Below are 23997 nucleotides of genomic sequence, written 5' to 3'. Positions count from 1 at the left end.
AAAGAGATAAGTATATGAAAACTGTTATAATCCCGAGCGACTTCACCTTAACTTCCATCAGAATTGCCGAAGCTGTAATCAAAGAATCTCATGAACCGGTACGCTTTGTGTTCACACATCTTTTTCACGTAGCCGACGACATCCAGGATCTGCTCTTCTCAAGTTACCGTAAAAAGGAGTATGATTTTGTCCCAGAAGAATTCTGGCAGGAATGTAAAACCATCAAAGACCTGTATACTTCGCAGGTATCTACCATCCGGATTGAGTTTTTTTATGGCAGCAAACTGGCAGCCTTTAAAAACTTCCTGGATTACCACGATGCAGACGCAATAGCCTACTCCGAAACTTATGGTATCCCGCTGATTTCAAAAAGCAGCATCGACGCCTTACCCGTGATCAAAAAGGCAGGCCTGCCCCTGATCAACGTGGATGAAATAATGGAACCGGAGTATCTGGAAATAGAGAATTTAAAATGACTGGTCCGTTACGACCCATTAGGCATCTTTGACAAGACCAACTTATGCTTTTAAAAAAAAATATACCGATCCGGTACGTCTTCGGGAAAATAAAATATGAAATTCTCTTCGTAACGATTTACGGTTTCGCCATTGAAATCATTTATCAGAATTTTCATATTACCAACATTTCAATTCCCATGACGGTGCCCACTGTGCTCGGAACCATCATATCCCTGCTGCTGGCTTTCCGTTCCAACCAGGCCTATGACCGATGGTGGGAGGCCAGGATCATCTGGGGCTCCATTGTAAATGATTCACGCACCCTGGCCCGTCAGATCCTATCTCTGATCGACGATCCGTACGAACCTGGCCGTATCGATGCATTCAAACATCGTTTCATACGCCGACAAATAGCCTGGTGTTACGCATTGGGCAAGGGCCTGAGACAGGAGGACCCCGGGCCGCTGATACAAAAGTTTGTTTCCGACGAAGAGTTTAATTTCGTCAGAGATTTTGATACCAAACACCTTGCCCTGCTCCAGTTGCATAGCAGAGACCTTAACAATGCGCTCAAACAGGGCTGGGTAAATCCTTACCAGCAGGTAGAAATTGATGGTACCCTCACCCGGTTATGCGATGCAATGGGAAAATGTGAACGGATAAAGAACACGGTTTTCCCTTCTACATACAGCCTGTATATTCACCTGGCGCTGCACTTCTTTATTTTGCTGTTGCCATTCGGCCTGGTGCAACTCTTTGGCTTCCTGATGGTACCGGTACTGATTGTGATTACGTCCTGCTTTTTCCTGATCGAAAAAATGGCGATTCATTTACAGGACCCCTTTGAAAACAAACCTACGGACACACCGATGATCTCCATATCCAGAAACATTGAACGTGACCTGAAACAAATGATGAAGGAAAAACATGTGCCGATCGTTATGGAGGATTCAAAATTTTATATTCTTTGATGCTTATTTTTTGCAGAATTTAAAAGAGATGGGTGGTCAGCCCATCTCTTTTTGTATAACATCGCCCATAATCTTACATAACCCGATCAGCCCGCTATCTTTGCAGGATACAACCATAACGGACCAGGGATATCTTCCTGCTGACGCGCTTTACATTATGAAATTTGACGATTACCGGATTGCCGACGAGATCAAACAGAACCTGCAGACAGCCGGTTATAAAAAGCCTACCGACATACAGTTCAAGGCCATACCACCCATATTAAAAGGTGAGGACGTATTGGCAATTGCCCAGACCGGAACCGGTAAAACAGCCGCATTTGCCATACCTGTCATCGATATTATTCACAAACAAAAGGTTTCCAAGCGTACGGATGGTATCAAATGCCTGGTAATGGTACCTACCCGCGAACTGGCTTTCCAGATTACCGAGGTTTTTCAGAAAATAGGAAAACATACCAGGGTCCAGACTTACGGCATCGTGGGTGGCGTGGCGCAGGATCCGCAGATTGCAAAACTCGAAAAAGGGATTGATATACTCGTGGCAACACCTGGCCGCATGTTCGACCTTGTAAATCAAGGGCATATAAAACTTACCAGCGTGCACACGCTGGTACTGGACGAAGCGGATCACATGCTGGACCTTGGATTTATCAAGGATATTGAGGATGTGATTAAGTACATACCGAAAAATCACCAGACCTTATTTTTTTCAGCGACCATTGATGAAAAAATAAAAAAGCTGGCATATTCGCTGGTCCATAAAGCCATCCGCATCCAGATTTCACCTAATGACAAAGTGGCCCGTAATATTTCTCATGCCGTCGCTTTTGTAAATATGGATGATAAAAGGTTTTTTCTGGAAAGGATTGTGAATGAACACAAAGACAGCAAGATACTGGTTTTTGTACGCACTAAGGTAAGGGCAGAGAGGGTACTGGCGGCATTGGAGAGAATGGGGATCCAGGCACTGGCAATCCATGGGGACAAAGAGCAGCAGGTCAGGTTTGAAGCTATGGATAAATTCCGTAACGGAGATGTCAGGATACTGATTGCCACGGATGTTTCGGCAAGAGGGATTGATATTGAACAGGTGGATTTTGTGGTGAATTATGACCTCCCCGAACAAACCGAAAACTATGTACACCGGGTGGGGCGTACCGGCCGGGGAACGCAAAAAGGACAGGCTGTGAGCTTTTGCAGTCCGGAGGAAAAACCTTTGCTGCTGGCCATAGAGGAATTTCTGGGTAAACCGATAGACGTCGTCAGGCTAAGCCAGGGCGAATATGCCGAAACGCTGGATTTCACGAGTGATACCTCCAACGATCTGAATGCCCTTTTAAAAGAAGTTGAAAACTACGAAGCCAGTAAAAAGAAGAAGAAAAAGAAATAATGGCTATTGATAAAGAGTACTGCCCGGGAAGCTAACTTTCCGGGCAGTACTCTTTATGAAAATATCCTTAAAATTGTCAGGAGTATCAGAAGGTTTGTCCGTCAGGAACGATCTGCCCTCTGATGGCACCATATATATTTTCCTCTGTAGTGATATTGATATAAAGCTGTTTAATCACCAGGGCAGTTTGTTGTTCTGCATTTAATTTAAAAGTGCCTTGCACCTGCGTACCGGTAGGATTCGTGGCAAGTGTGGAAAGAACCGGCCCTGCTTCCCATGCTGGTTCAGCACGGTTAAGGGTAACAAATTTGGGCTGGATATTCTGGAAGGTAATATTGTATTTCAACTCCATGGTTGTCTTATTGTATTCGAATACACCTACTCCCTGCCCTGTTGCAGTAACCCTCGGAACAGTTTGTTGACTATTAATAGTGGCGGATAATTTGATTATGTTATCCTTGTGCGGTCCCTCCTCCTTGCAGGAAGACATCATGCCTGTCACAAGTAATGCTGTTAAAAATAGTAAAAAACGATTCATTGGCTTTTTCATACATCAATTAATTTAATAAAACAGAAAGCTAAATATACAAACTTACCTGGTTACAAAAATGGTACCAGTTTAAAAACCCTCAGATATTTCTGAGATCATTTTTACGGATATAAACAATCCTGTTATTCCAGATCACCCGGTTCCAGTTATCAACAGCGCCTATAACGGTGATTCTGTGCCCCTTGCCTACCCTTTCCACAATGCCAGCCGCCGATGAAGGCTCTTCCCTCAGAAACGTGTTCGGATTAACAATCACGCAAGTCCTGTATAACGACGGAATATTGAGTATTCCTAAAAGCACCCCCAGATACACAACAATTGAAATCTTATGAATTGTCAATATCCCCTCACGTTTGAGGGTTTTTGATACCATGATCAAAACAATATAAGCCCCCAAAATTAGAAGCAATATGGGGATATAATCACCATATCGCCTGTAAAAAATTATAAAATAGTTGTAATCGTCAAACTCATAACCCTTTAGGTTCTGTTCGGCGGCTATCTTATCCATTTTTTCAAAAAGCCTCCTGGAGGGGTTTACCAGCGCTAGTTCGCTCAGGTAAAACAGGCAATCGGTATAGTTGTTGCTCTTCTCCGACAGAAAAGCCAGCTTTAAAAGCAGCGCCTGATTATTTTTTTCGTCTTCAGTAAAATTTTTTTTATACAGGATCTCCGCCTCCGTATACCTGGCCATAGCAAACAGAGAATCAGCAGATTTCAGCTCTTGTTTGTTAGCAGAAAACCCCCGATTCGAGCCTAAAAGCAAACCTACTAAACTACAAAAAAACAGGTATTTCTTTATCAACACTTGCATTATACTTTTAAGAATTCTACTTTTGCATCGCAATTACGGAAAACGCCCCGGCTAATCCAACAAATTGTACGATTCCGTAGCTCAGCTGGTAGAGCAATACACTTTTAATGTATGGGTCCTGGGTTCGAATCCCAGCGGGATCACAAGACTGAAAACAGATTTAAAATTCAGCCTGCTTTTAGGGACTCAGGCCAAAAACAATAAAGTACAAAACTGGAATCGAACAGTTTCAAATCAAGTCGGTAAGCGATTCCGTAGCTCAGCTGGTAGAGCAATACACTTTTAATGTATGGGTCCTGGGTTCGAATCCCAGCGGGATCACTTGAAGAAGTAGCAAAAAGCATCAAAAGCCTGCAAATCAAACGATTAGCAGGCTTTTTTCTTTTCCGGATATGCCAAAAGATTCAATTTTCCACAAATTTTTGGTGAGTAATTCGGTGAGTTCAATGATCTGCAAATTTTACTCACCAAAATCGCTACAACTCATTGTGTAACACCCTGTTTACCACGTAAACATCTTGTGCTGATTAGGCTTGCAAGACTACTTTTGTTCAACTTTTTAACCTGAAAAGGTATGAAAACAAAGATCAGTCTGCTTTTCTATTTGAAGAAGCCGAAGAATTATCAAAAAGGTCCGGTGCCGATTTACTTGCGGATTACGGTTGAAAGTAAAAGAGCGGAATTCACGACCGGGCGTGAATGCGAGCCTAGTCGGTGGAATGCAGTTGCAGGGCGAGTTTTTGGTGCGAAGGAGGCCGTGAAGTCGGTTAATTCTTACCTCGGCAACTTGGAACAGCAATTACTGGACGCACACGCTGCGTTGGTGCGTGACGATGCTTTGATAACGGCAGAGACAATCAAAAACAAGTTTCTGGGCGTCGGTCCTGCGCAGCGGCTATTGATGGAGGTGATTGCCGATCACAATGAGCGGATGAAGGCTTTGGTGGGACAAGAATATGCTATCGGCACATTCAACCGCTATAAGGTGCTCGAACGCCATACATTGGCATTCTTGAAAGGTCACTTCAATACCGGCGATTTTGACATTAGCCGCATCGATTTCGCTTTCATCGCAGACTATGAATTCTATCTCCGTTCAGTTCGCAAGATGGGCAACAACGCGGTTGTGAAGCATATGAAGATGTTCCGGAAGATTGTCAATATCTGCCTGGGTAATGGATGGATGAACCTTGATCCATATCTGAATTTCAAGGGTAAGTTTAAGAAGGTCGACAAGGCGATCCTGACCAAAGCCGAACTGGACTTGATGGCGAGCAAAGAATTTGTCAGCGATCGGCTCGCCCAGGTGCGGGATACTTTTCTCTTTTGTTGTTTCACCGGCCTAGCCTACTCTAACATCCAGAGGCTCCAACGAAGCCAGATAACTCGAGGAATCGACGGCGAACAGTGGATTTTCAGCCAGCGGTCAAAAACAAATGTTAAATCGCACATTCCGCTGTTGCCAGAAGCACTTCAAATTCTCGATCGATATAAAGATCATCAGCTTTGCGAATCGCGCGGGCTTGTCTTACCTGTGCCGAGTAATCAGAAGATGAATGACTATCTGAAAGAAATTGCCGTGATCTGCGGGATCGATAAGCTTCTCACTTCACACGTTGCGAGGCATACGTTTGCTACGACCATTACCCTGCAAAACGGCGTGCCGATTGAAAGCGTCTCTAAAATGCTTGGACATACTAATATTCGTACGACACAGATCTATGCGAAGATCCTGGATACGAAGGTTAGCGAAGACATGCAGGCTTTGAAAGGGCGGCTTTCAAGAAAATCTGGTACGGAAGGTTAGCGCTGCACCTTCTCTCTCACGACCCCTCCTGTTTGTGAGAGGGGATCGCGAGAGAGAAGGTGAAAAGAACGGTTTTGCATCATAGTTCCATACCGCCCCGCCAGGAAATATCAGGTTAAATCATTAGAGAGCACTAATTAAACTATCCTTCTTAGGCCTCGCCATTCACTGACAAACTATGATATTTATGCTTGTCTAAATTTACTTTGACACGAAAATAACAATCTCCTCCGTCATCCGCGTCTACCAATCTGTATTTATAGCTATCTGTGTCATACTTCCCCCTGCATTCGCAATTGACCCAAACCTCTCTTTCTTTTTGCTGATTTATTACTGCTACATACTGCCTATCGTAAGAATCTAATTGCATCGTGGGTATTTCGGAGAAGTTGACCACCTGATTCCGTGGCAAATTGACCACCTAATTAACTGGCGGCCGGTAGTAGAAAATGCTAGTAGAAGCGATTCAAAATTAGTAAATAAAAGTTATAATTATTCGTAGCTGGTTTCGAGCTCCGTTTTTCGTTTTCTTCTCATTGATTCCCCCTTTAATTCAACCCGGTGTGCATCATGTACTATACGATCTAAAATGGCATCAGCAATGGTTTTTTCTCCTATTACTTCATGCCATTTGCTAACAGGCAACTGAGAAGTAATTATCAGGGATGTTTTTCCGTGCCTGTCTTCTATGATTTCCATCAGTGCTGCCCGGCTCTGGGCATCGAACGGCTGGATACCAAAGTCGTCCAGGATAAGAAGTTGTTGCCGTTCTATTTTTGTAATTTCTTTGATATAGGATCCATCCGCCTTGGCCATTTTGAGTTTGGCAAACAATTTGGGAGTACTGGCATACATTACGCGGTAGCCAAGTATACATGCCTGATGACCAATCGCAGATGCTACATAGCTTTTACCGATTCCGGTACTGCCTGTGATCAGTAGGTTTTCATTTCGGCCAATAAAGGAGCATTCTGCTAGGCGCATGATCTGATTACGGTCAATACTTCTATCAGCATGATAGTGGATATTTTCGACCATGGCCTTATAGCGGAACCGTGCGTACAAGATCTGGCGTTCGACCCGACGGTTATTTCTGTCATCCCATTCAGCGTCAACTAGATGAGCTAAAAGCTCATCCGCCGTGTAATCATTAGTCTTTCCACTTTCCAGGCTACTTTTAAAGGCATGGAACATGCCGTAAAATTTTAGCTTGCGTAACTTTTCCAAAGTGTTTGTGTTCATTTTTATTAATTGTTTAAAGGATTATTGATAATAGTCTTCGCCTCTGATATTATCGTGTTTGGGCATGGGTAATTCGTCTGCAAACAGGCTGTCTTCATATTGATCCATATTTTTTTCCAGTATAGTCTGGATTGTTTTATAGTTGTAGATACCATAGCTTAAAGCCCTTTGGCACGCGCTGATCAGGCGTTGTTCACCAGCTTTCTTCGCAAAAGAGAGGATACCAATACAGGAGCGGTAGGCCTGTTCGGGATGCTGTTTGCGATCCAGGATTTTAAGAATATACAACCTGACATCTTCATGGATCGAGGAAGCCCACTCCAAGAATCGATCTGGTGTCCAGTCTGTTACGAAGCGGTGTGTACTGGCCAGATGTTCTTTATCGGTAGAATAATTATAGGGACTTTTAAGCCTTTTATGAAGGGCGATACGTTCGTAATGATAATATGCTTCAACCACAGAATTGGAATACAACAACTTGACTTTCTTGCCGATAAACCGGTATGGGACACTATAATAGTGCTTGTCAACGCTCAGGCAGACATGTCCGTTCTTCATTACAGTGGCATGTAGCTGTTTTTTGAACTCATAATGCAGGATCGGAAGCGGGGCCAGAGCACTGCGCTCAATTTCTTCAAACTGGAGTCTGCGACTGTAATTACGGCCCCGAAGCAGTTGGTTATTATGAGCCTCGAGAGCAATCAATATAGCTGCGTTTAACTCTGTCAGTGAGTTGTAAACCTGCTTTCTTAAAGGCGCATAAATACGGCTGTAAACGATTTTGACAGCACCTTCCACCAACGCCTTATCTCTTGGCCGGTAAGCGCGTGCAGGTAATATCGTAGTCCCATAATGATCAGCAAAATCGGCAAAGGCCTCGTTCAGCGTAGGTTCGTATTTATTGCTTTTTATAACAGCAGCTTTAAGGTTATCCGGAACAATTGCTGCCGGCACACCACCGATATAATGAAGTGCATTCTCGCAAGCTGCGATCAGATCTTCTTTTTGCTGGCTACTGACTGCTTCCACGTAAGTGAGTTGACTCGCTCCCAGGATAGCCACAAACACTTCAACCTCAGTTAATTCACCAGTCTCTTTATCTACAATACTTAATTTAACACCTGCAAAATCGATGTACAGCTTATCGCCGGCCTTATGGTCCTGATGCATCACAGGGTTAACGCGGGCCTTCCATTTGGTCAGATGAAAGCAAAACTGGGTATAAGCAAATCCTTCCGGAAATTCCTTTTTATAGGCTTCCCAAAGCATATGACGGGTAACACCTGTCCGTTTTAATTCTTTGTCTATTTGCGGAAAACAACGTTGCAGATTCAACAATCTGTCTTGCGGTGGCTGCTGTTTAACCGTTCCGAAAAAGTCATCCAGCTCTTTATCATTCAGGCTGTTGATCTGTTCAAAGGTAAGTCCGCTCGCATCAAAAGTGGTCATGTACTTCTTAGCGGTATTGCGGGAAACACCTGTCTGTTCCGCTATCCAGAGCTTGCTGCGGCCCTGGCTGTACATCCGTAAAATCTGTCTTATTTTGCTCATGCTGATTGTCGAATTGGCCATACCTTTTACACGATTGGTTCGTGCCAAAAATATGGTTGATTCTACAGCATTTTCTAATCTCTCAGGTGGTCAGTTTACTCCGGAATCAGGTGGTCAGTTTGATCCGAAATGGGGTGGTCAATTTCGCCCGGAACAGGTGGTCAGTTTAAACCGAATTGGGGTGGTCAGTTTCACCGAATTTTCCAGGTAACTGTACCAGGGGGCCATCGTGAACAGGAAGCGTCCGTCGGCTCCCCAGTCCTTTTCGGTGAAAGCCCTGTATGCCAGGCCAATGGACGCGCCGCCGCCGAATGAGTGTCCCATAAAGCCCACTTTTCGGGTGTCGATGATACCGGGGTAATCAGCCGCCGCCTTTGTAAACCCTGTCCATAAAGTCAGGTAACGGTGGTCGATGCTGATGTCATTCGTTGGGTAGGGCACAAACACGACCACATAACCTTTTTTGGTAATGAACTCAAACAGGCCCCGGTTGTACTCCTTGCTCTCACCGCCATAGGGGTGCGAATAGAAGATGGTCGGTTTGGGGGAAGTGGCACCCGACGGATAGAATATGGTCACTTTGGTGCCCGGATATTCGGTATTGGGAAAGTCGATCTCCGATACCGCATAGCTGCCGTCGGCACCGTACCCGGAAGCCGGGCGGGAAATCGGCCCTGCCAGATCATCATCGACCGGCTCGGTGGATGGGGTATCCGTACTTTTTGAACAGCCTGAAAGGATCAGCACCAGCAGGCATACCCCGAATGTTATCGTTTTCATTTTTTTGTTTGGATTGAAGCATTAAACCCTGATGTCCGGGATCCGTTTACTGGTTTTTCCTTCTTTCTTTCAGCTGTGATTTCATTTCATCCTGCAAAGCCTCGTATTGTTTGAATTGGGCAGGGGTGAAAATCTTTTTGAGCTCTGCTTCCTTCTGGTTTTGGAACGACTTGAGCTGCCTGAATTTAGACAACCTGCCGTCGCTGCTTTTCATGACCGGTTCATTTTTCAATGCATATTTCAGGTTGACGGCTTCCACTTGCTTCACCTGCACCGAATCCAGTCCCAGCTTACTTTTCATCATTTCCGTCTGCAACTTCGCCCTTTCCTGCGGCGTCCTGTCGCGCAGACCGGAAGCATTTTGCGCCATGACCAGCGGGCCCGCCAGCGTCAATGAAAGGCTTAATGCCATCGCCCTCAGTGTGTTGTTCATTTTCATATTGGGTTTGTTTATTGTGTGGATGTTTCACATTATGCGCACCTGCCCGGTGGACTGGTACAAAATTGACCCAAACGAAAGTCTCAAAGGCTTGCAAATCCGGTGAAATGGAGAAACCGGGGGGTGAATTGACCTAGCTGTTCATCCACTTTTTAAACTCGGCGGTCCTGGCTTTACTGATCACAATCTGCTCGGCGGGCTGCGGCTTTACTTTCACCAGCAAGCGCCCGTTGAAATAAAACTCCGCCTCAACGACAGCCTGTCGATTGATAATAAACTGGCGGCTCACCCTGAGAAATAGCGCAGGGTCCAGCTGTTGTTCCAGCTGCTCCATGGTCGCGTCCACCACGTATTGTTTGTCGTCCAGGGTGTGCAGATGGACCAGCTCGTTGGCCGTATAAAACCACGCGATTTTAGCCGACTCGACCGGAATCAGCTTGTCGCGGTAATGCACCAGGAACGACTTTTTGTAGGATTTGCCCAGGTTGCCCAGCTGCATCAGCAATTCGGACAGCACCGGCGCGCCTGGCTTTTCCGCGTTGCCGGTCCATGTTTTGTATTTATCCAGCGCCGTGCCGATCTCATCGGGATCAAAGGGTTTGAGGATGTAGTCGATGCCGTTGTTCTTGAAGGCCGTAATGGCGTAGTCGTTGAAGGCGGTAACAAAAATAACCGGCCTGGAAATGGCCACCTGCTTGAAAATAGCAAACGAAAGGCCGTCGGCCAGACGGATATCCATAAAAATCAGGTCATACCCATCCGGGTTGTCATTGAACCATGCAACCGCGCCGGATACGGAGCTGAGCGCTTTAACGACAGCGACCTGGTCATCTGCTTCATTTAAAATCTGGATCAGGCTGCGGGCCGTTGCCGCTTCGTCTTCCACGACCACGATGCGGATATTTGTCATTGCTTTAAAGGGAGTTTGACGATAAAGTGTGTATCGGAACGGCTGATGTCGATCTCACGGTGCAGCAGGATTCTGAACCGTTCGTTCAGGTTGGCCAGCCCCATACCATGGCTGGCCTCCGGCGTGGGCATTTCCCAAAGGCTGTTGCTGAAAATAAGTTGATCGTCCTGTACCACGATCGTTACCCGTAACGGCCTTTCGGGGGTTGCCGCGTTATGCTTGACCGCATTTTCAAGCAGCGGCTGTAACGACAAATGCGGGATTTTGATGGGCAGATACGTATCGGCCATGTCGATTTTGAGCTCAAAAGCATCCTCCAGGCGCATGGAGATCAGTTTTGCAAAAGACCTGAGCATCGTCAGTTCGTCGGACAGGGTGACCAGGTCCTGGTGGGAACCTGCCAATGCATACCGAAACACAGCCGACATGTCCCGGATGTATTTCTGTGCCTGCTGCGGATTCTCGCCCACCACGGCCGAAAGGCTGCTCAGGGAATTGAACAGGAGATGCGGATTCATCTGCTCTTTGAGCAGTTGCAGCTCCGATGCCAGATAGGCATTCTTCAATTGCTGGTTTTCGGCGGCGATGCTGCCCGCATCACGGATGAGCAGAATGATCTTGATGATGATGCCCGTCAACAACGCGCTAAGCCCCAGACGAAAGAATGCCCCCGAGAAGATCAGTCGGGGTAACTGGCGATCCGGGAAAAGCAAACGCTGCAATACCGTTCCGAGGATCAATAACACACAAAAGACAAGGAAGTTGGAAACCACGTAGCGAACATGCTGTTTACTTTCACGGTACAAGGAAAGCCCTCTGTTCCTGCGCAGGTTGACACTGAAAAGCAGACCGCAAAAAAACAGGGTGAATGCAAACTGGAACAGCAGCTCGAACGGATTAAATTGCCAGTACCGGGCCATAAGCCCGTTTTCACGCAGGGCCAAAAGCTTGGGTGCGTTTACCATCAGTGCAATCAGCAGGGAACTGTACCCGCAAATCCGGCGCTCATTCTTATCCATGGCTAAACTTACCGAAAAATTCAAATTCCAGGACCGCCCACTGTGGCCAGTTAACCAAACAGACGGGTGAAATGGATCAGTTTGCCTGTCAGTTAACCATCACCGTTCGCACCCGGCCCGATTGCAGGGTGCGCCCTGTATACGGACAGCGCTGGCAGACTTTACACTTCCGTGCCCATGATATGCTCGCGGTGCTGGACGCCCCAGTTCTTCAAAGCCTCGATCACGGTCCCCAGGGTTTCCGCATAAGGCAGGGTGGTATAGGTGATCGTGACAGGGTAACCATCGTCCACCGTCCGTTTGATCAATCCGTTTTCTTCCAGGTCTTTCAACTCCTTGGCCAGCACCTTCGTGCTCAGATCGGGAATGCTGCGCTGTATCTCCCGAAACCGGCGATTCCCGACCCCGATGGAAACCAGGATCAGCAGTTTCCATTTTCCGTTCACTACTTCCAAAGCGTCTCTGATCGGCAGCAGCGCGGATAAACAATCTGTGTAATTCGGCATAGCTTGCTTGTTTGATTACCCAAAGGTAACCGATTACCTACGGGTAACTGGTAACTTTTGGTAATCAAATGTAGGTACTTTTGTACAGAAAACAAACGGTCGGCAAATCATTGTCATTCCTAAAACATCGATCTATTATGAATACCAAACAAGTAAAAATCATCTACTGGGTATCCACGCTGTTTCTTGGCTTCGTTGGTCTGGCGGGCATCGCCAACATCCTGATGGTTGAAGAGCTGGTACAGACCACCCGGGCGCTGGGACTACCTACTTATTTCATGCCCTTTTTCGGGGTGGTAAAAGTTGTCGGCGCCATTGCCATCCTGGTCCCCGCGCTCCGGCGCTTCCAGCAAGCGGCCTATTTCGGCTTTATCTTTTATTTCATCGGCGCAACCTACACCCTGATGGCCACCGATAGCGGCCCTGAAAAATGGGGTGTCACCCTGTTGATTCTGACCGCTGCGGGGGTCTCGTATTGGGCCTGGCAGCAACGGTTTCAGTCTGAGTTCAGCAGCCGGGTTTCGCAGTAATTACTTCTCAAAATCTTCTTAAAACGATGGCACAAACAATCGCAATGATCGGTGCCGGCCCTGGTGTGGGGCTGGCAATCGCGGAAAAATTTGGTCTGCAAGGTTACAACGTAGCCCTGATATCCAGAAACACGGAGAAGCTTGCCGGGCTCCAAAGCAAACTGCAAGCCAGCGGCATTACGGCAAATATTTTCAAAGCGGACATACTCGACCGGGATAGCATCACCCGGGCGCTCCATGAGGTGATCGATGAATTTGGGGCCATCGATGTACTGGAATTCAGCCCTTCGCCTGCCTGGGAAACCCTGCGGATCCCGCGAAATATTGATGTGGAAAATGAGCAGTATCATCTGGATTTTCAGGTGCTCTCGGCCATCACGGCCGTACGAGCTGTGTTACCGCAAATGGTAGGGCGCCAATCGGGCAGTATCCTGTTCACCACGGCGTCGGCCGCGCAGCATCCTAACTACGCCACGGCCAGTTTTGGCGTGGCGGCCGGGGCCTTGCTCAATTATGCGCGTTTGCTGAATGAGGATCTGGCCAGGGACAATATCTATGTCGGTATCGTGTCCATCGGCGCCATTGTGGTCGGGGAGGGTGTAGGTTCAAAAGGTGATTTCCCCGCGGACACGCCCACCATTCCTGCCAGCGAAGTGGCCGAAACGCATTGGAATCTCCATACCAAACGGGAGGTAGCCGAGATCATCATTGGCATGAAGTAAAGCCCGCGTTCGTTTTGCCGGGGCGTTGTTAGTTGAAACTCGCCCGGTACTCCATGGGCGACATATTGGTCTTGTTCTTAAACAGCTTATGAAACGATTGCGGATATTCAAATCCCATCTGGTAGGCAATTTCACTCACCTGTAAGCTGGTGGTCGTCAGGAGCTCTTTGGCTTTTTCGATCACTCTGGCCTGGATGTGCTGCTGGGCCGTCTGGCCGGAGACAGTACGCAGCATGTCGCTGAGATAGTCGGGCGACAGGTTGAGTTCTCTGGCAACCTGCTGCACGGTGGGCAATCCCTTCTGCTGAGCCCAGTACTGGTCCAGCACCGCTTCGAGCCGGATGAGTATCTCGTCGTTGGCCACCTTGCGGGTGATAAACTGGCGGGCGTAAAAACGGCTGCTGTATTGGAGCAGCAGCTCGATCTGCGCGATCATCACCTCCCGGCTGAATGCGTCGATGCCCGTCTGGTATTCGCTTTCGATGCTGGCAAATAGGGCCTCGATCGTCGCCTCTTCCTGCCCCGACAAATGCAGTGCCTCGTGGAGCTCGTAGGAGAAGAAATGGAAGTTGCGGATTTTGGCGGCCAGGGGCGTATGGGCGATAAAATCCGGATGGAACATGAGCGTCATCCCGCCCGGCGGCTTCGAGCCCGGACTGAGTTTCATCAGCAGCTGATGGGGAGAGATAAAGGCCATCATGCCTTCATCGAAATCATAGTGCCGGTGCCCGTATTGCAGCTTTCCGTCGTAATCCTTCTTGATTGAAATGCAATAGAAGTTTAATGTAAAATGCTGCAATTCAGTCAGATTGGCGTAGGTGGCATCTTCATGCCTGAACACGCTGACAAGCGGGTGCTTCGGCTTGGGCAATCCGAGCAGGCGGTGCTGCTCGGATATGGAATTGATGAGGTATGGCTTGTTCACTTGTTGAAGTTACAGGGTTTTCATGTCAATGACAAAACGGTACCTGACGTCCCCTTTTTGCATGCGGTCGTAAGCGGTGTGGATGTCCCTGATGTCGATCAGTTCGATGTCGGAGACGATGCCGTGTTCGGCGCAGAAGTCGAGCATCTGCTGTGTTTCAGGCAATCCGCCCGCGCCGGAACCTGCGATGACCTTGTTGCCCGTCGCGAGTGTGAATGAGCTTACTTCCCAGGGTTTGGCAGGCATGCCGACGTTGACATAAATGCCGTTGGTTTTCAGGATGGACAGATACGGGTTCACATCGCTGTTGCCCGAGACGGTGTCCAGCACAAAATCGAAGGTTTTGAAGGCAGCCTGCATCTGCGCTTCGTCTTTGGAAATGATAAAATGCGATGCGCCAAGCTGCCTGGCGGCTTCCTGTTTGCCCGGAGAAGTACTCAGCACGGTCACCTCCGCGCCCAGCGCCTTTCCGAATTTCACCCCCATGTGCCCCAGTCCGCCCAGACCGACAACCGCCAGCTTGTGCCCCTTGCCGACATTCCAGCGTTTCAGCGGCGAGTAGGTCGTGATGCCCGCGCAGAGCAGGGGCGCTACGGCAGCCAGGTCGAGCTTCTCGGAGATGTGGTGCACAAAATCCTCGTGCACCACGATGGTGTTGGAATAGCCACCGTACACCGGCAGCCCGTCGTGGCCCAGGTTGTTGTAGGTTTGTACCGGAGCGACGGAGCAGAATTGCTCCTGTCCGTTTTTGCAGTCCGCACATTCGCGGCAGGAGTCGACCATCACACCGACCCCGCCCAGGTCACCGATGCCAAACTTCCGCGCATGCGCACCCACGGCGCTGATGCGGCCAACGATCTCATGGCCGGGCACCATGGGGAAAACACCTGGGAACCATTCGTTACGGATCAGGTGAATGTCGGTATGACAAACCCCGCAGTACAAAATCTCGATCTGTACATCATGCGCGCCGAGGTCGCGTCTTTCAAACTGCCAGGGCGCCAACGGACTCTCCGCCGTCTGCGCCGCATATCCTTTTGCTTGTATCATAAAATGAAAAATTTAGTGATACAAACTTAGGCAGGCCGCACAGAGCGCCGATTATCCAAATCCGGGTAGAAGGTATCCGTTTTTTTTTGGGGGGGGGAGTATCATCGCCGGAATCGCCTATTCCAGCAGCAGGGGACCAAGAGCAAATGCCAGGGTAACGGTTTTTTTTGGTTGGTTTTAATTGCAATGCACCAAGGATTGTTCTGACAGACATCAATTTCCCCCCGGAGATTGGGTTGAATTGTCCTGACGATTATGCCACTGAAAATTCGGTAAAGGTTGTTGAGTTGCTGAATATTTGGGTTTTGGATTGTTTGATTGGGACGAGGAAAGGTCTTTTGGTCGTTTCGGAATCATGACCTAATCTAAGTACCGACAAACTGTGGTGTGTTTAATCTAGGATAGTTGCAACCCTAAAAGGCCTAGCAAATACACATCTATTGTTTCCGGTAAAAAAGTATCTAGGTGAGTCAATAGCGATTTGAATGATTCATGACTTTCATTTAGTAGAAATTGAGTGTCATAACGAATCGATGGTTTTAGACTATTTTTAAAATCAGCAATGTCTATCGAAATACTATGTTTCGTTTCAATATCCGACAAATGCTGAACGAGCTTGGTGTCATATTGTGCCTTATCTTTTTTCATATCATGTAAAATATGTTCCTTTATGCTCAATACATCGGTAATCGAAAACCCATATTCGCCACCAATTGCATGAAATACATTTAGCATATTGACATTGTGACCTCCGTCCTGAAATTGAATATTGAAGTTTGGTGGGTCAACGACGAAATTTCCATTATCTCTTAAATACTCGATGACTATCTCTTCGTGTTCTTCAAATTTCCTTCCAGTTATTGTATAAATTCTGTTCAAGCCGAGTCGACTAAGCTCTAGAAATATATCGTTCAGGTTCTGCGATCGGTGGCCAAAAACAAACCTGGAATTTTTAATAAACATATCGAACAACTCTCTTTTGGAATAGAAGTCGTTGTACGACGCTGTCATCTTTGCATTATTAGCCTCAAAGTATTCAATGTAATAACTAATATATTGCATTATCCTTTCAGTCAGTTCAATATTCCCGCTTTCTATTACGTCTCTAAATAGTTTACGGGCCGACGAAGAGATATGCTTTCGAAATGCAAGAGATTTTTCGTTGTCGATTATGTTGTTCCTGGATACATCAAAGTCGATGGCCTTAGGCTTAAAGTTAACTTCACCACCAATTATCCCAGGAAATCTAAAAGGGAATGCATTGGTTCCGTGAGCGTTAATTATGAATCCGCTATTTGAGGTGTAGATTGATCTTATATCCAGTCCAATACCAATTTTCGCTACAAATCTATCATTAATGTCTTCGATGACACGAAAGCACCCTTCTGTATTCCAGGTGTTAGAGAGTTCAATTTTCGCCCCATCCAAGTTGACCTCCATATTGTCTATATGTCTACAATATGTTAATATGTGAGATAGTAAGTTCTGTGCATAGTTTCCTTGTTTTAAATACACTCTAATGGAAGTGCCGGACTCACTTTCCAAATGGGTGTGGATTTTACTTGAATAGTCAAATCCCTTAAACACATTTGTAACTTCAAAATTAATAAGGATATCATCAAGTCTTTTTGTGGTAACACAAACTCTTTGAGCAACTATGAAAGTACTTATAAAACCAATTCCAAATTGAGAGATTAGATTGAAATGTCCAGTGTGATCATTAAATTCCTGACTAATACTCTTGCCGATAACAGAAAAATGATTTTTTAATATATATTTTGACATGCCATCCCCATGATCGGTGAATTCGATAAAGTTTTCAAGAGAATTAATGTTTACGATAATCTTTGGGTTAACGTTAAAAAGAATCTCTCTCAATCTGTTGCAGGCATCAACGGAATTTTGAATTAACTCTCGAACAAAAATATATGGATTTGTATAAATAGATTTTCCTATCAATAGAGTTACAATTCTATCTACATCTGCCGTGTATCCGTTTGGAAGATCGCTATCTTTATTTGTTGAATTCTTTGCCAACTCATAGTACTCAGTCTTAGGAATGTTACCGGAGGTTTTACCATCTGGTAATGAATCAACATCCGCCTGGAAGCTGAACCCATTCGATCGCACAAATTTACGCGCGTAGAGGTCAAATGTGCCATTATTGAGGTTAATGTCAAGAATATTGTAGCCAGGTTGATAGTTTGCCAACTCCTGAGAAGGATTATCTAAGGCAGCTCTTCCGTTAATCGATACATATCCACCAATTGCACTTAATACGTTTTGATACTTGTACTTATGGCTAGGGAGTGTAATCTGAACTCTGTCTGGCTATCTAGGTTGGTTCAAATTTAATTTTTCTTTTCGATTTCAAATGCTTTTTTGCTTGTTATTGGGTTTGTCAAGGGCGGCGGAGGCACGAAGCCGTTTATATACCCTTGATAAATTCAATAGCAGGCTATTTTTGCGTTTCATATTGGGAAGCAAAATTAAAGGTCCATCCGCATTCTGTCGCCAAATTTGATATGCAATTGTTGGGCGGTAAGTGCCCAATTTTGTAAAGGGGAGGTCCACTTCCGACTTATATTCTCAACCGCCAGATAGATCAATTTTAACAGGGCCATATCATTAGGGAAGGCACCTTTTGTTTTTGTAATTTTTCTGACTTGCCTATGAAAGCCTTCTACGGCATTGGTCGTGTAAATAAGTCTTCTAATTTGCTCATCATAAGCAAAATAGGTTGACAGTTTATGCCAATTATTCTGCCAAGATTTGATCACAACCGGATATTTGGGGCCCCATTTATCGTTGAGTTTATCCAGCTCTAACTCTGCTTTATCTTTCGTGGGCGCCTGGTAGACCGTTTTTAGGTCTTGCATGAAAGTTTTTTGATCCTTAGAAGCGACGTATTTAAGCGAATTTCTGATCTGATGAATGATGCAACTTTGAATTTCCGATTCCGGGAATGACGCCAATATTGCCTCGGAAAAGCCAGTAAGATTATCGGTACAAGCTATCAAAATATCTTTCACTCCCCTGGATTTCAGATCTGTAAGTACTGAAAGCCAGAAGTTAGCGCCCTCGCTTTCTGAGACATACATGCCAATCAAGTCTTTATAGCCATGTCGATTCACACCAAGCACATTGTAGACAGCCCGTGTCACGACCCGGCCTCCATCTCGCACCTTATAATGCATAGCATCCAACCAAACAATGGTGTAAAGGCTTTCTAGTGGCCTACTTTGCCATTCCTTGACTTGCGGAATTACTCTTTCTGTGATTTCGGAGAGTGTTGCATGAGATATTTCAACGTCATACATCTGTTGAATGTGATCAGATATATCGCGAAAACTCATGCCCTTACTGTATAATCCAATAATTTGAGGAGCGAGGTTATCAGCCAGGACCGTTTCGCGTTTCTTGACAATTTGTGGGGAAAAGCTGCTCTTTCGGTCTTCTGGCGTAGTCAGAGTAATTTCACCAGACATAGTCTTTAAGCGTTTGCTGCCTTTGCCATTGCGTTTGTTACCGGATTCCCGCTCCTGCTCACTGAGATGAGCATTCATTTCTGACTCAAGAGCACTTTCCAAAAATTGTTGAAGTAGCGGAGCGAAGACCCCGTCTTTACCAGTCAACGATTGTCCTTTCATCAACTGTTCCAGCGCCTTGTCGCGCATCTGTTCGAATTCTGTCTTTTCCATGTTCTGTCTTAAAGTTAAAACTTTTAGACAGAGTTCATTTTACAGTCTCTTTGGCTATGTCCAAAAAGTGAAAATGAGAAGTTTTTTGATTTTAGTATATTTTCAATCTCTTCCTTTTCATCCTCATTAATGGCTTCGAGAGGATGATGAAATACAGCAACGTTAAGTTGAGTCTTTGCTTCGGAAAATATCTTAGCAGTATTGAATAACTGATTGCTTCCGATAAAATGATTTTGGCGTTGTAGATCGCTAGAACATCTCCACGAGTCGTTCACTAGTGAAATTCCGATGTCGCCTTCTATGGTGTTAATGATAACAGAAGATTCTGAATTGCTGTAAACATAATTTGGTGTATTTTTATGAAATTCTTTTTCGAATTCTTTGAATCTTTTGATTCGATTGTTATCCTCTGTGAATGACATCTTCATTTCATTCACTAACTTATTTGCACCATCTCTGGTCAAAGTATTAGCCAGATAGAATTCGCTTTTGAGCTCGATTTGATTGCGATCAATGTCGTGATTTCCGGGAATCATCAGCACTTGTGAATCAGTGATTTTTAGTGCTGAAACGATAGGTGTAATGATTACTTTTTTGAAAGTCTCATATGGTGATTCTTTAAGAGAATTGCCACCTTTATCCACCAAGTCACCTGTAAAAATTACTAGATCAACTGAATTGTGTTGATGAAATGCCAATAAATCCTTTACCAGTGCCTCCAAATAGTAATTTTCTAGGTCGTAAATATTGTTTGAGGAGAGATGAATATCGGAAAGTTGGACAATTCTCATTTCGACGGATTTTCGGTTATAATCGAGTAGATATCAAGACGGCCAGGTATCATTAGTAATTGTTGTAAGAACGTATTTATTATTCGTCAATAATAGGTTGCCGAGCGACTTCTCCAAGCGATCCATCAGCTCCTTCAATATCGACTCGTCCAAATCCGACCTCAATAAGCTACTAGTTTTTCCATCAAAAGCCCCGCAACTCCCCAACCTAACCACCCCCACCCAAAAACTGATTAAACGGTCAAACCATCGTAATCCAGCGCCACCTGCTTATCTTGCTGGCTCGATGTTTTTGGAGCCATGAACATTTAACCAGCTATTACAAAGATGGGAAACAAGGAAGTATTGCAGGCTGCCAATGCGGCGGTGATGGCGGGGGACAACGAAGGGTTTCTGGTGTATTGTACCGATAACGTTGTATGGCATTTTGTCGGGGAACAAACGCTCGCGGGAAAAGAGGCTGTCCGGCAGTACATGGTCGAAACCTACCTGGAACCGCCCCGGTTTCAGGTAGATACGCTGGTGGCAGAAGGCGATTATGTCACCGCCATCGGCACGATCGATTTGAAGGATCAGGACGGAATGCTGGCCCATTATGCGTATTGCGACGTTTGGCGGTTTGAGGATGGCCGCATGGCCGAATTGACGGCGTTTGTTATCAAAGTTGCCTAGCAAAGGGTTCCGGTGAGGTGATTGAGACTGTATGGTCGTTTCTGAAAAAACGGACTTTCACATACCCGGCGGCGTCAGCACATACTCAAACGGTCAACGGCATGCTGTCGTGCAACATATGGGTGGTAGGTCGTTCCGTGTATCCACTGATCATTTTTCCTGCAACGATTTGTTTGAGCTTTCATTTATAATACATTTGAATAAGCTAAACACTTGCTCAAATACAAATAAAAATTGAAATACTTAAAACTAATTGGTCTATTCTGTCTCATTCTGACAGCCTGCTCTAAAAAGCAGCCTAAACAGTACACCATCGGTTTCTCGCAGTGTACCGGAGCGGATAACTGGCGAAAAACGATGCAGGAAAGTATGTACCGGGAATTGTCTTTCAATCCCGAGATCAATTTCATTATGAAGGACGCCCGCGGGCAAAGCGGCACGCAGATTAAACAAATCGAAGAACTCATCAACCAAAATATCGATCTTCTGATCGTATCGCCAAACGAGGCAAAACCGATCACGCCAGTGGTTGAAAAAGCATATCAGAATGGTATCCCTGTGATTATCTTGGATCGCAGGACCAGTTCCGATCAGTACACTGCCTACGTCGGAGCGGATAACGTGGAAGTGGGACAGATAGCGGGGGCCTATACCAACACGCTCCTGAAGGGCAGCGGAAAGGTGATTGAAATCAGTGAAAAGCCTGGCTCCTCTGCTGATATGGATCGCCACCGTGGATTTTCAGAAACCATCGGCCACTTTCCCGGCATCGAGCTCATCGCAAAACTCGACGGCGATTGGGACAAGTACTCATTCGAGGCCCCTCTCACCAAACTATTGAAAGCACATACAGATATTGACGTCATATTTTGCCAGAATGACCGCCGCGCTTTAAAAGCCTTTGGCGTTTGCAAAAATCTGGGACTCGAAAAAAAGATCAGGTTGATTGGGGTCGACGGGCTTACCGGACCCGATGGCGGTATAGATCTGGTAGACAAAGATGTGCTGAACGCCACCATTCTTTACCCAACCGGCGGAGAAGAAGCGATTCGTACCGCCATTGCCATTCTTCAGAAACAACCTTTTAGAAGAGAAAACAAACTTCAGATCACCATGATTGACGCTACCAATGTGCGGATCATGAAGTTACAGAGCGACAAACTGGTAGCGCAACAGCAGGATATCGAACGCCGTCAGGAGAAAATCGAGGAACAACGCGCGATCACTGAAAATCAAAGCATCGTGATCTGGACTGTTTCCGTGACCCTTGCCCTGGCCCTGATTTTTGGGGCCATCTCATTTTATTCCCTGCGTGAAAACAGAAAGATCAACAAGCGTCTTGAGGTACAGAACCACGAAATATCGGACCAAAAAAACCAGATTGAAGAGCTGGCCCAGCGTGCCGATATTGAAAATGAAGCAAAGCTTAAATTTTTCACCAATATTTCTCATGAGTTCCGTACCCCGCTCACACTGATCCTGGCGCCGGTTGAGGACGTTCTGGCCAGTGACAAAATCAGGGACCCTTTGGTCAAACAGGAATTGTCCCTGATCAGAAAAAATACACTAAGGCTTTTGAGGCTCGTCAGCCAGCTGATGGACTTCAGAAAACTTGGCAGTCACCGTATGCAGGTAAGAGCGGGGGAACACGACCTGGTCGCGTTTGTGAAAGAGATTATGGTGGCTTTTGAAAGGATTGCATCAAAACACAAAATTGATTTTCAGCTCATCACTTCCGAGACGGAAATGACCGTCTGGTTTGATGTCAACATGCTGGATAAAGTCATTTTCAATTTGCTTTCAAATGCATTTAAATTCACTCCGGACAAGGGACGGGTTTACCTTTATATAAAAAGAAATTCGCAGGATCAGGTACAGATCGTGGTGGAAGACAACGGCATCGGCATGACGGAATCCGAACTTGCACATGTTTTCGAGGTATTCTATCAGGGAGATAACAGCTATAAAACACTCGGAACGGGGTTAGGCCTGGCACTTTCCAAAGAGTTGATTGCGCTACACAACGGAACCATTTCGGTTCGGAGCCAGCCCAACAAGGAAACTGCATTCACCATCGCGTTACCGCTGGGCAAGAGTCATTTTCTGGAAGAACAGCTCCGTCATGACCAAGTCGAAGATTTTTCGATGGATCAAAAGCTCGAGCTTAACATAGAAAATACACTTCCGGACATCACAGAAGCACAGAGCGTTTCAAATGGCGAACTGTCTGTGCTGATCATTGAAGATAATTCAGACCTTGTACAGCTACTGAAACAAAAGCTCCGGACCCATTACCAGACCTTTGTAGCCAACGACGGTGAAGATGGATTGCGGATGGCATTTGAACATATTCCGGACCTGATCGTATGCGACGTGATGTTACCCAAAAAGGATGGATTGAGTGTTACCTCCATACTCAAAACGGATTTCAGAACTTCGCATATTCCTGTCGTTTTGCTTACTGCCAGAACCACCACAGAGCAGCAAATTGAGGGCATCCGGGCAGGTGTAGACGCCTATATCACCAAGCCATTCAACCTGCAGTATGTCCAGGAAATGATCAAAACGCTGCTCAGAAACCGCGCCATACTGCGGGAACATTATACCAGTGAACTCCCCATTGAAAACTCGTCAGCAGCAAATCCGAACAAACTGGACAAGAAATTTATCACGTTGTTTACGGCATACATTGAAGAACATTACGACAACGCCGAACTGGGTGTAGAAGACATCGCCAAAGATCTGGGGATGTCGCGGGTGCAATTATACAGGAAAGTCAAAGCCCTGCTGGGTATGAGTGTGAATGAATATGTCCAGCAGGTTCGGCTCAATAAAGCCAAATTCCTCTTACGACGGGATGACCTGACGGTTGCGGATATTGCCTACAAAGTCGGTTTTTCCTCTCCTACCTATTTTTCCACAGCCTTCAAGGGGAAATATAACCAAACGCCGATGGAATATAAAAAATCATAAGTACCCACGATTTTATTTAAACCAATCACATTATTATTCAATTGCACAGGGAACAACGGCAACTATTTTGGTATGGATTTTAAATACGTTGTATCAAAATTGAAAGACACAGGATGTATCAAAAGTTAAATGTTTGGCTAATTCACTGATTATCATAAATATATACTTCTAAAATACCACTGTATCAAAGTTT

At 45.8% G+C, this 23997-nt stretch carries 22 protein-coding genes and 2 tRNA genes; 10 read left to right on the top strand and 14 right to left on the bottom strand.

The features are described from left to right. Positions 1-14: 14 nt before the first annotated feature. From KOE27_RS08485 to KOE27_RS08475, 3 genes are all read left to right on the top strand, one after another. Entirely contained in the window at positions 15-476 is a 462-nt protein-coding gene (locus KOE27_RS08485; RefSeq protein WP_215238469.1) for a hypothetical protein, read from the top strand. 44 nt (positions 477-520) lie between these two features. Further along, positions 521-1429, top strand: coding sequence for a bestrophin family protein (locus tag KOE27_RS08480; RefSeq protein ID WP_215238468.1), 909 nt, complete (start codon positions 521-523; stop codon positions 1427-1429). Positions 1430-1586: 157 nt separating this feature from the next. After that, the gene (locus KOE27_RS08475; RefSeq protein WP_215241549.1) at positions 1587-2822 is read left to right on the top strand and encodes a DEAD/DEAH box helicase; all 1236 of its coding nucleotides are present in this window, start codon (positions 1587-1589) and stop codon (positions 2820-2822) included. 85 nt (positions 2823-2907) lie between these two features. Here the strand turns inward: KOE27_RS08475 and KOE27_RS08470 are convergent, their stop codons facing one another. After that, on the bottom strand, positions 2908-3372 hold the full coding sequence (locus tag KOE27_RS08470; protein WP_215238467.1) for a CHRD domain-containing protein: 465 nt from the start codon (positions 3370-3372) through the stop codon (positions 2908-2910). 79 nt (positions 3373-3451) lie between these two features. Then, a complete protein-coding gene (locus KOE27_RS08465) occupies positions 3452-4066 on the bottom strand; it encodes an SH3 domain-containing protein (RefSeq protein WP_229252707.1) in 615 nt (204 codons plus the stop codon). Positions 4067-4256: 190 nt separating this feature from the next. On the opposite strand from KOE27_RS08465, the gene KOE27_RS08460 reads away from it, so the two are divergent. From KOE27_RS08460 to KOE27_RS08450, 3 genes are all read left to right on the top strand, one after another. Beyond that, positions 4257-4329 (top strand) — tRNA-Lys (locus KOE27_RS08460). A 105-nt stretch (positions 4330-4434) separates the two neighbouring features. After that, positions 4435-4507: transfer RNA gene (locus KOE27_RS08455), tRNA-Lys, on the top strand. Between the two features lie 253 nt (positions 4508-4760). Next, positions 4761-5993: a site-specific integrase gene (locus KOE27_RS08450; protein ID WP_215238465.1), complete on the top strand. Its 1233-nt coding sequence runs from the start codon at positions 4761-4763 to the stop codon at positions 5991-5993. Between the two features lie 492 nt (positions 5994-6485). Here the strand turns inward: KOE27_RS08450 and istB are convergent, their stop codons facing one another. The 7 genes from istB to KOE27_RS08415 all read right to left on the bottom strand — a co-directional run bounded on the left by istB (position 6486) and on the right by KOE27_RS08415 (position 12440). Next, positions 6486-7235: an IS21-like element helper ATPase IstB gene (gene istB, locus KOE27_RS08445; protein ID WP_215236847.1), complete on the bottom strand. Its 750-nt coding sequence runs from the start codon at positions 7233-7235 to the stop codon at positions 6486-6488. Between the two features lie 21 nt (positions 7236-7256). Continuing rightward, complete coding sequence (istA, locus tag KOE27_RS08440; protein ID WP_215236846.1) at positions 7257-8807, bottom strand: IS21 family transposase; 1551 nt, start codon at positions 8805-8807, stop codon at positions 7257-7259. A 117-nt stretch (positions 8808-8924) separates the two neighbouring features. Beyond that, the gene (locus tag KOE27_RS08435; RefSeq protein ID WP_215238464.1) at positions 8925-9566 is read right to left on the bottom strand and encodes an alpha/beta hydrolase family protein; all 642 of its coding nucleotides are present in this window, start codon (positions 9564-9566) and stop codon (positions 8925-8927) included. Between the two features lie 46 nt (positions 9567-9612). Beyond that, positions 9613-9999, bottom strand: coding sequence for a hypothetical protein (locus tag KOE27_RS08430; protein ID WP_215238463.1), 387 nt, complete (start codon positions 9997-9999; stop codon positions 9613-9615). Between the two features lie 139 nt (positions 10000-10138). Then, positions 10139-10915 (bottom strand): LytR/AlgR family response regulator transcription factor, encoded by a 777-nt coding sequence (locus KOE27_RS08425; protein WP_215238462.1) that lies wholly within the window; start codon positions 10913-10915, stop codon positions 10139-10141. Further along, on the bottom strand, positions 10912-11934 hold the full coding sequence (locus KOE27_RS08420; protein ID WP_215238461.1) for a sensor histidine kinase: 1023 nt from the start codon (positions 11932-11934) through the stop codon (positions 10912-10914). Before KOE27_RS08420 ends, KOE27_RS08425 begins: the two co-directional genes overlap by 4 nt. Before the next feature lie 161 nt (positions 11935-12095). Then, a complete protein-coding gene (locus tag KOE27_RS08415; RefSeq protein WP_215238460.1) occupies positions 12096-12440 on the bottom strand; it encodes a winged helix-turn-helix transcriptional regulator in 345 nt (114 codons plus the stop codon). Between the two features lie 137 nt (positions 12441-12577). On the opposite strand from KOE27_RS08415, the gene KOE27_RS08410 reads away from it, so the two are divergent. After that, positions 12578-12970, top strand: coding sequence for a DoxX family protein (locus KOE27_RS08410; RefSeq protein ID WP_215238459.1), 393 nt, complete (start codon positions 12578-12580; stop codon positions 12968-12970). A gap of 26 nt (positions 12971-12996) precedes the next feature. Then, the gene (locus KOE27_RS08405; RefSeq protein WP_215238458.1) at positions 12997-13692 is read left to right on the top strand and encodes an SDR family NAD(P)-dependent oxidoreductase; all 696 of its coding nucleotides are present in this window, start codon (positions 12997-12999) and stop codon (positions 13690-13692) included. Positions 13693-13720: 28 nt separating this feature from the next. Here KOE27_RS08405 and KOE27_RS08400 read toward each other — a convergent pair whose 3' ends face one another. From KOE27_RS08400 to KOE27_RS08380, 5 genes are all read right to left on the bottom strand, one after another. Continuing rightward, a complete protein-coding gene (locus KOE27_RS08400) occupies positions 13721-14617 on the bottom strand; it encodes a helix-turn-helix domain-containing protein (protein WP_215238457.1) in 897 nt (298 codons plus the stop codon). A gap of 9 nt (positions 14618-14626) precedes the next feature. Next, a complete protein-coding gene (locus tag KOE27_RS08395; RefSeq protein WP_215238456.1) occupies positions 14627-15667 on the bottom strand; it encodes an NAD(P)-dependent alcohol dehydrogenase in 1041 nt (346 codons plus the stop codon). Positions 15668-16063: 396 nt separating this feature from the next. Continuing rightward, positions 16064-17878 carry an ATP-binding protein gene (locus KOE27_RS08390; RefSeq protein WP_215238455.1) on the bottom strand — a complete coding sequence of 605 codons (1815 nt, stop codon included), beginning with the start codon at positions 17876-17878 and terminating at the stop codon, positions 16064-16066. Between the two features lie 278 nt (positions 17879-18156). Further along, a complete protein-coding gene (locus KOE27_RS08385; RefSeq protein ID WP_215238454.1) occupies positions 18157-19368 on the bottom strand; it encodes an IS256 family transposase in 1212 nt (403 codons plus the stop codon). 23 nt (positions 19369-19391) lie between these two features. Further along, complete coding sequence (locus KOE27_RS08380; RefSeq protein ID WP_215238453.1) at positions 19392-20159, bottom strand: metallophosphoesterase family protein; 768 nt, start codon at positions 20157-20159, stop codon at positions 19392-19394. Positions 20160-20486: 327 nt separating this feature from the next. On the opposite strand from KOE27_RS08380, the gene KOE27_RS08375 reads away from it, so the two are divergent. Both KOE27_RS08375 and KOE27_RS08370 read left to right on the top strand, forming a co-directional pair. Next, on the top strand, positions 20487-20831 hold the full coding sequence (locus KOE27_RS08375) for a nuclear transport factor 2 family protein (RefSeq protein WP_215238452.1): 345 nt from the start codon (positions 20487-20489) through the stop codon (positions 20829-20831). Between the two features lie 234 nt (positions 20832-21065). Beyond that, the gene (locus KOE27_RS08370; protein WP_215238451.1) at positions 21066-23804 is read left to right on the top strand and encodes a substrate-binding domain-containing protein; all 2739 of its coding nucleotides are present in this window, start codon (positions 21066-21068) and stop codon (positions 23802-23804) included. Positions 23805-23997: the final 193 nt, after the last annotated feature.

This window comes from Dyadobacter sp. CECT 9275, assembly GCF_907164905.1.
GTDB lineage: Bacteria > Bacteroidota > Bacteroidia > Cytophagales > Spirosomataceae > Dyadobacter > Dyadobacter helix.
Note: the sequence above shows the minus strand (reverse complement) of the source record. Positions and strands in the feature narration are given on the sequence as shown.

Excerpts from the sequence above, each read along its gene's own strand:
- KOE27_RS08385 (WP_215238454.1), bottom strand. The coding sequence starts at position 19,368 with ATGGAAAAGACAGAATTCGAACAGATGCGCGACAAGGCGCTGGAACAG.
- KOE27_RS08465 (WP_229252707.1), bottom strand. The coding sequence starts at position 4,066 with ATGGCCAGGTATACGGAGGCGGAGATCCTGTATAAAAAAAATTTTACT.
- KOE27_RS08435 (WP_215238464.1), bottom strand. The coding sequence starts at position 9,566 with ATGAAAACGATAACATTCGGGGTATGCCTGCTGGTGCTGATCCTTTCA.
- KOE27_RS08415 (WP_215238460.1), bottom strand. The coding sequence starts at position 12,440 with ATGCCGAATTACACAGATTGTTTATCCGCGCTGCTGCCGATCAGAGAC.
- KOE27_RS08410 (WP_215238459.1), top strand. The coding sequence starts at position 12,578 with ATGAATACCAAACAAGTAAAAATCATCTACTGGGTATCCACGCTGTTT.
- KOE27_RS08375 (WP_215238452.1), top strand. The coding sequence starts at position 20,487 with ATGGGAAACAAGGAAGTATTGCAGGCTGCCAATGCGGCGGTGATGGCG.
- istA (WP_215236846.1), bottom strand. The coding sequence starts at position 8,807 with ATGGCCAATTCGACAATCAGCATGAGCAAAATAAGACAGATTTTACGG.
- KOE27_RS08380 (WP_215238453.1), bottom strand. The coding sequence starts at position 20,159 with ATGAGAATTGTCCAACTTTCCGATATTCATCTCTCCTCAAACAATATT.
- KOE27_RS08475 (WP_215241549.1), top strand. The coding sequence starts at position 1,587 with ATGAAATTTGACGATTACCGGATTGCCGACGAGATCAAACAGAACCTG.
- KOE27_RS08470 (WP_215238467.1), bottom strand. The coding sequence starts at position 3,372 with ATGAAAAAGCCAATGAATCGTTTTTTACTATTTTTAACAGCATTACTT.
- KOE27_RS08425 (WP_215238462.1), bottom strand. The coding sequence starts at position 10,915 with ATGACAAATATCCGCATCGTGGTCGTGGAAGACGAAGCGGCAACGGCC.
- KOE27_RS08430 (WP_215238463.1), bottom strand. The coding sequence starts at position 9,999 with ATGAACAACACACTGAGGGCGATGGCATTAAGCCTTTCATTGACGCTG.
- KOE27_RS08485 (WP_215238469.1), top strand. The coding sequence starts at position 15 with ATGAAAACTGTTATAATCCCGAGCGACTTCACCTTAACTTCCATCAGA.
- KOE27_RS08405 (WP_215238458.1), top strand. The coding sequence starts at position 12,997 with ATGGCACAAACAATCGCAATGATCGGTGCCGGCCCTGGTGTGGGGCTG.
- KOE27_RS08480 (WP_215238468.1), top strand. The coding sequence starts at position 521 with ATGCTTTTAAAAAAAAATATACCGATCCGGTACGTCTTCGGGAAAATA.
- KOE27_RS08420 (WP_215238461.1), bottom strand. The coding sequence starts at position 11,934 with ATGGATAAGAATGAGCGCCGGATTTGCGGGTACAGTTCCCTGCTGATT.
- KOE27_RS08450 (WP_215238465.1), top strand. The coding sequence starts at position 4,761 with ATGAAAACAAAGATCAGTCTGCTTTTCTATTTGAAGAAGCCGAAGAAT.
- istB (WP_215236847.1), bottom strand. The coding sequence starts at position 7,235 with ATGAACACAAACACTTTGGAAAAGTTACGCAAGCTAAAATTTTACGGC.
- KOE27_RS08395 (WP_215238456.1), bottom strand. The coding sequence starts at position 15,667 with ATGATACAAGCAAAAGGATATGCGGCGCAGACGGCGGAGAGTCCGTTG.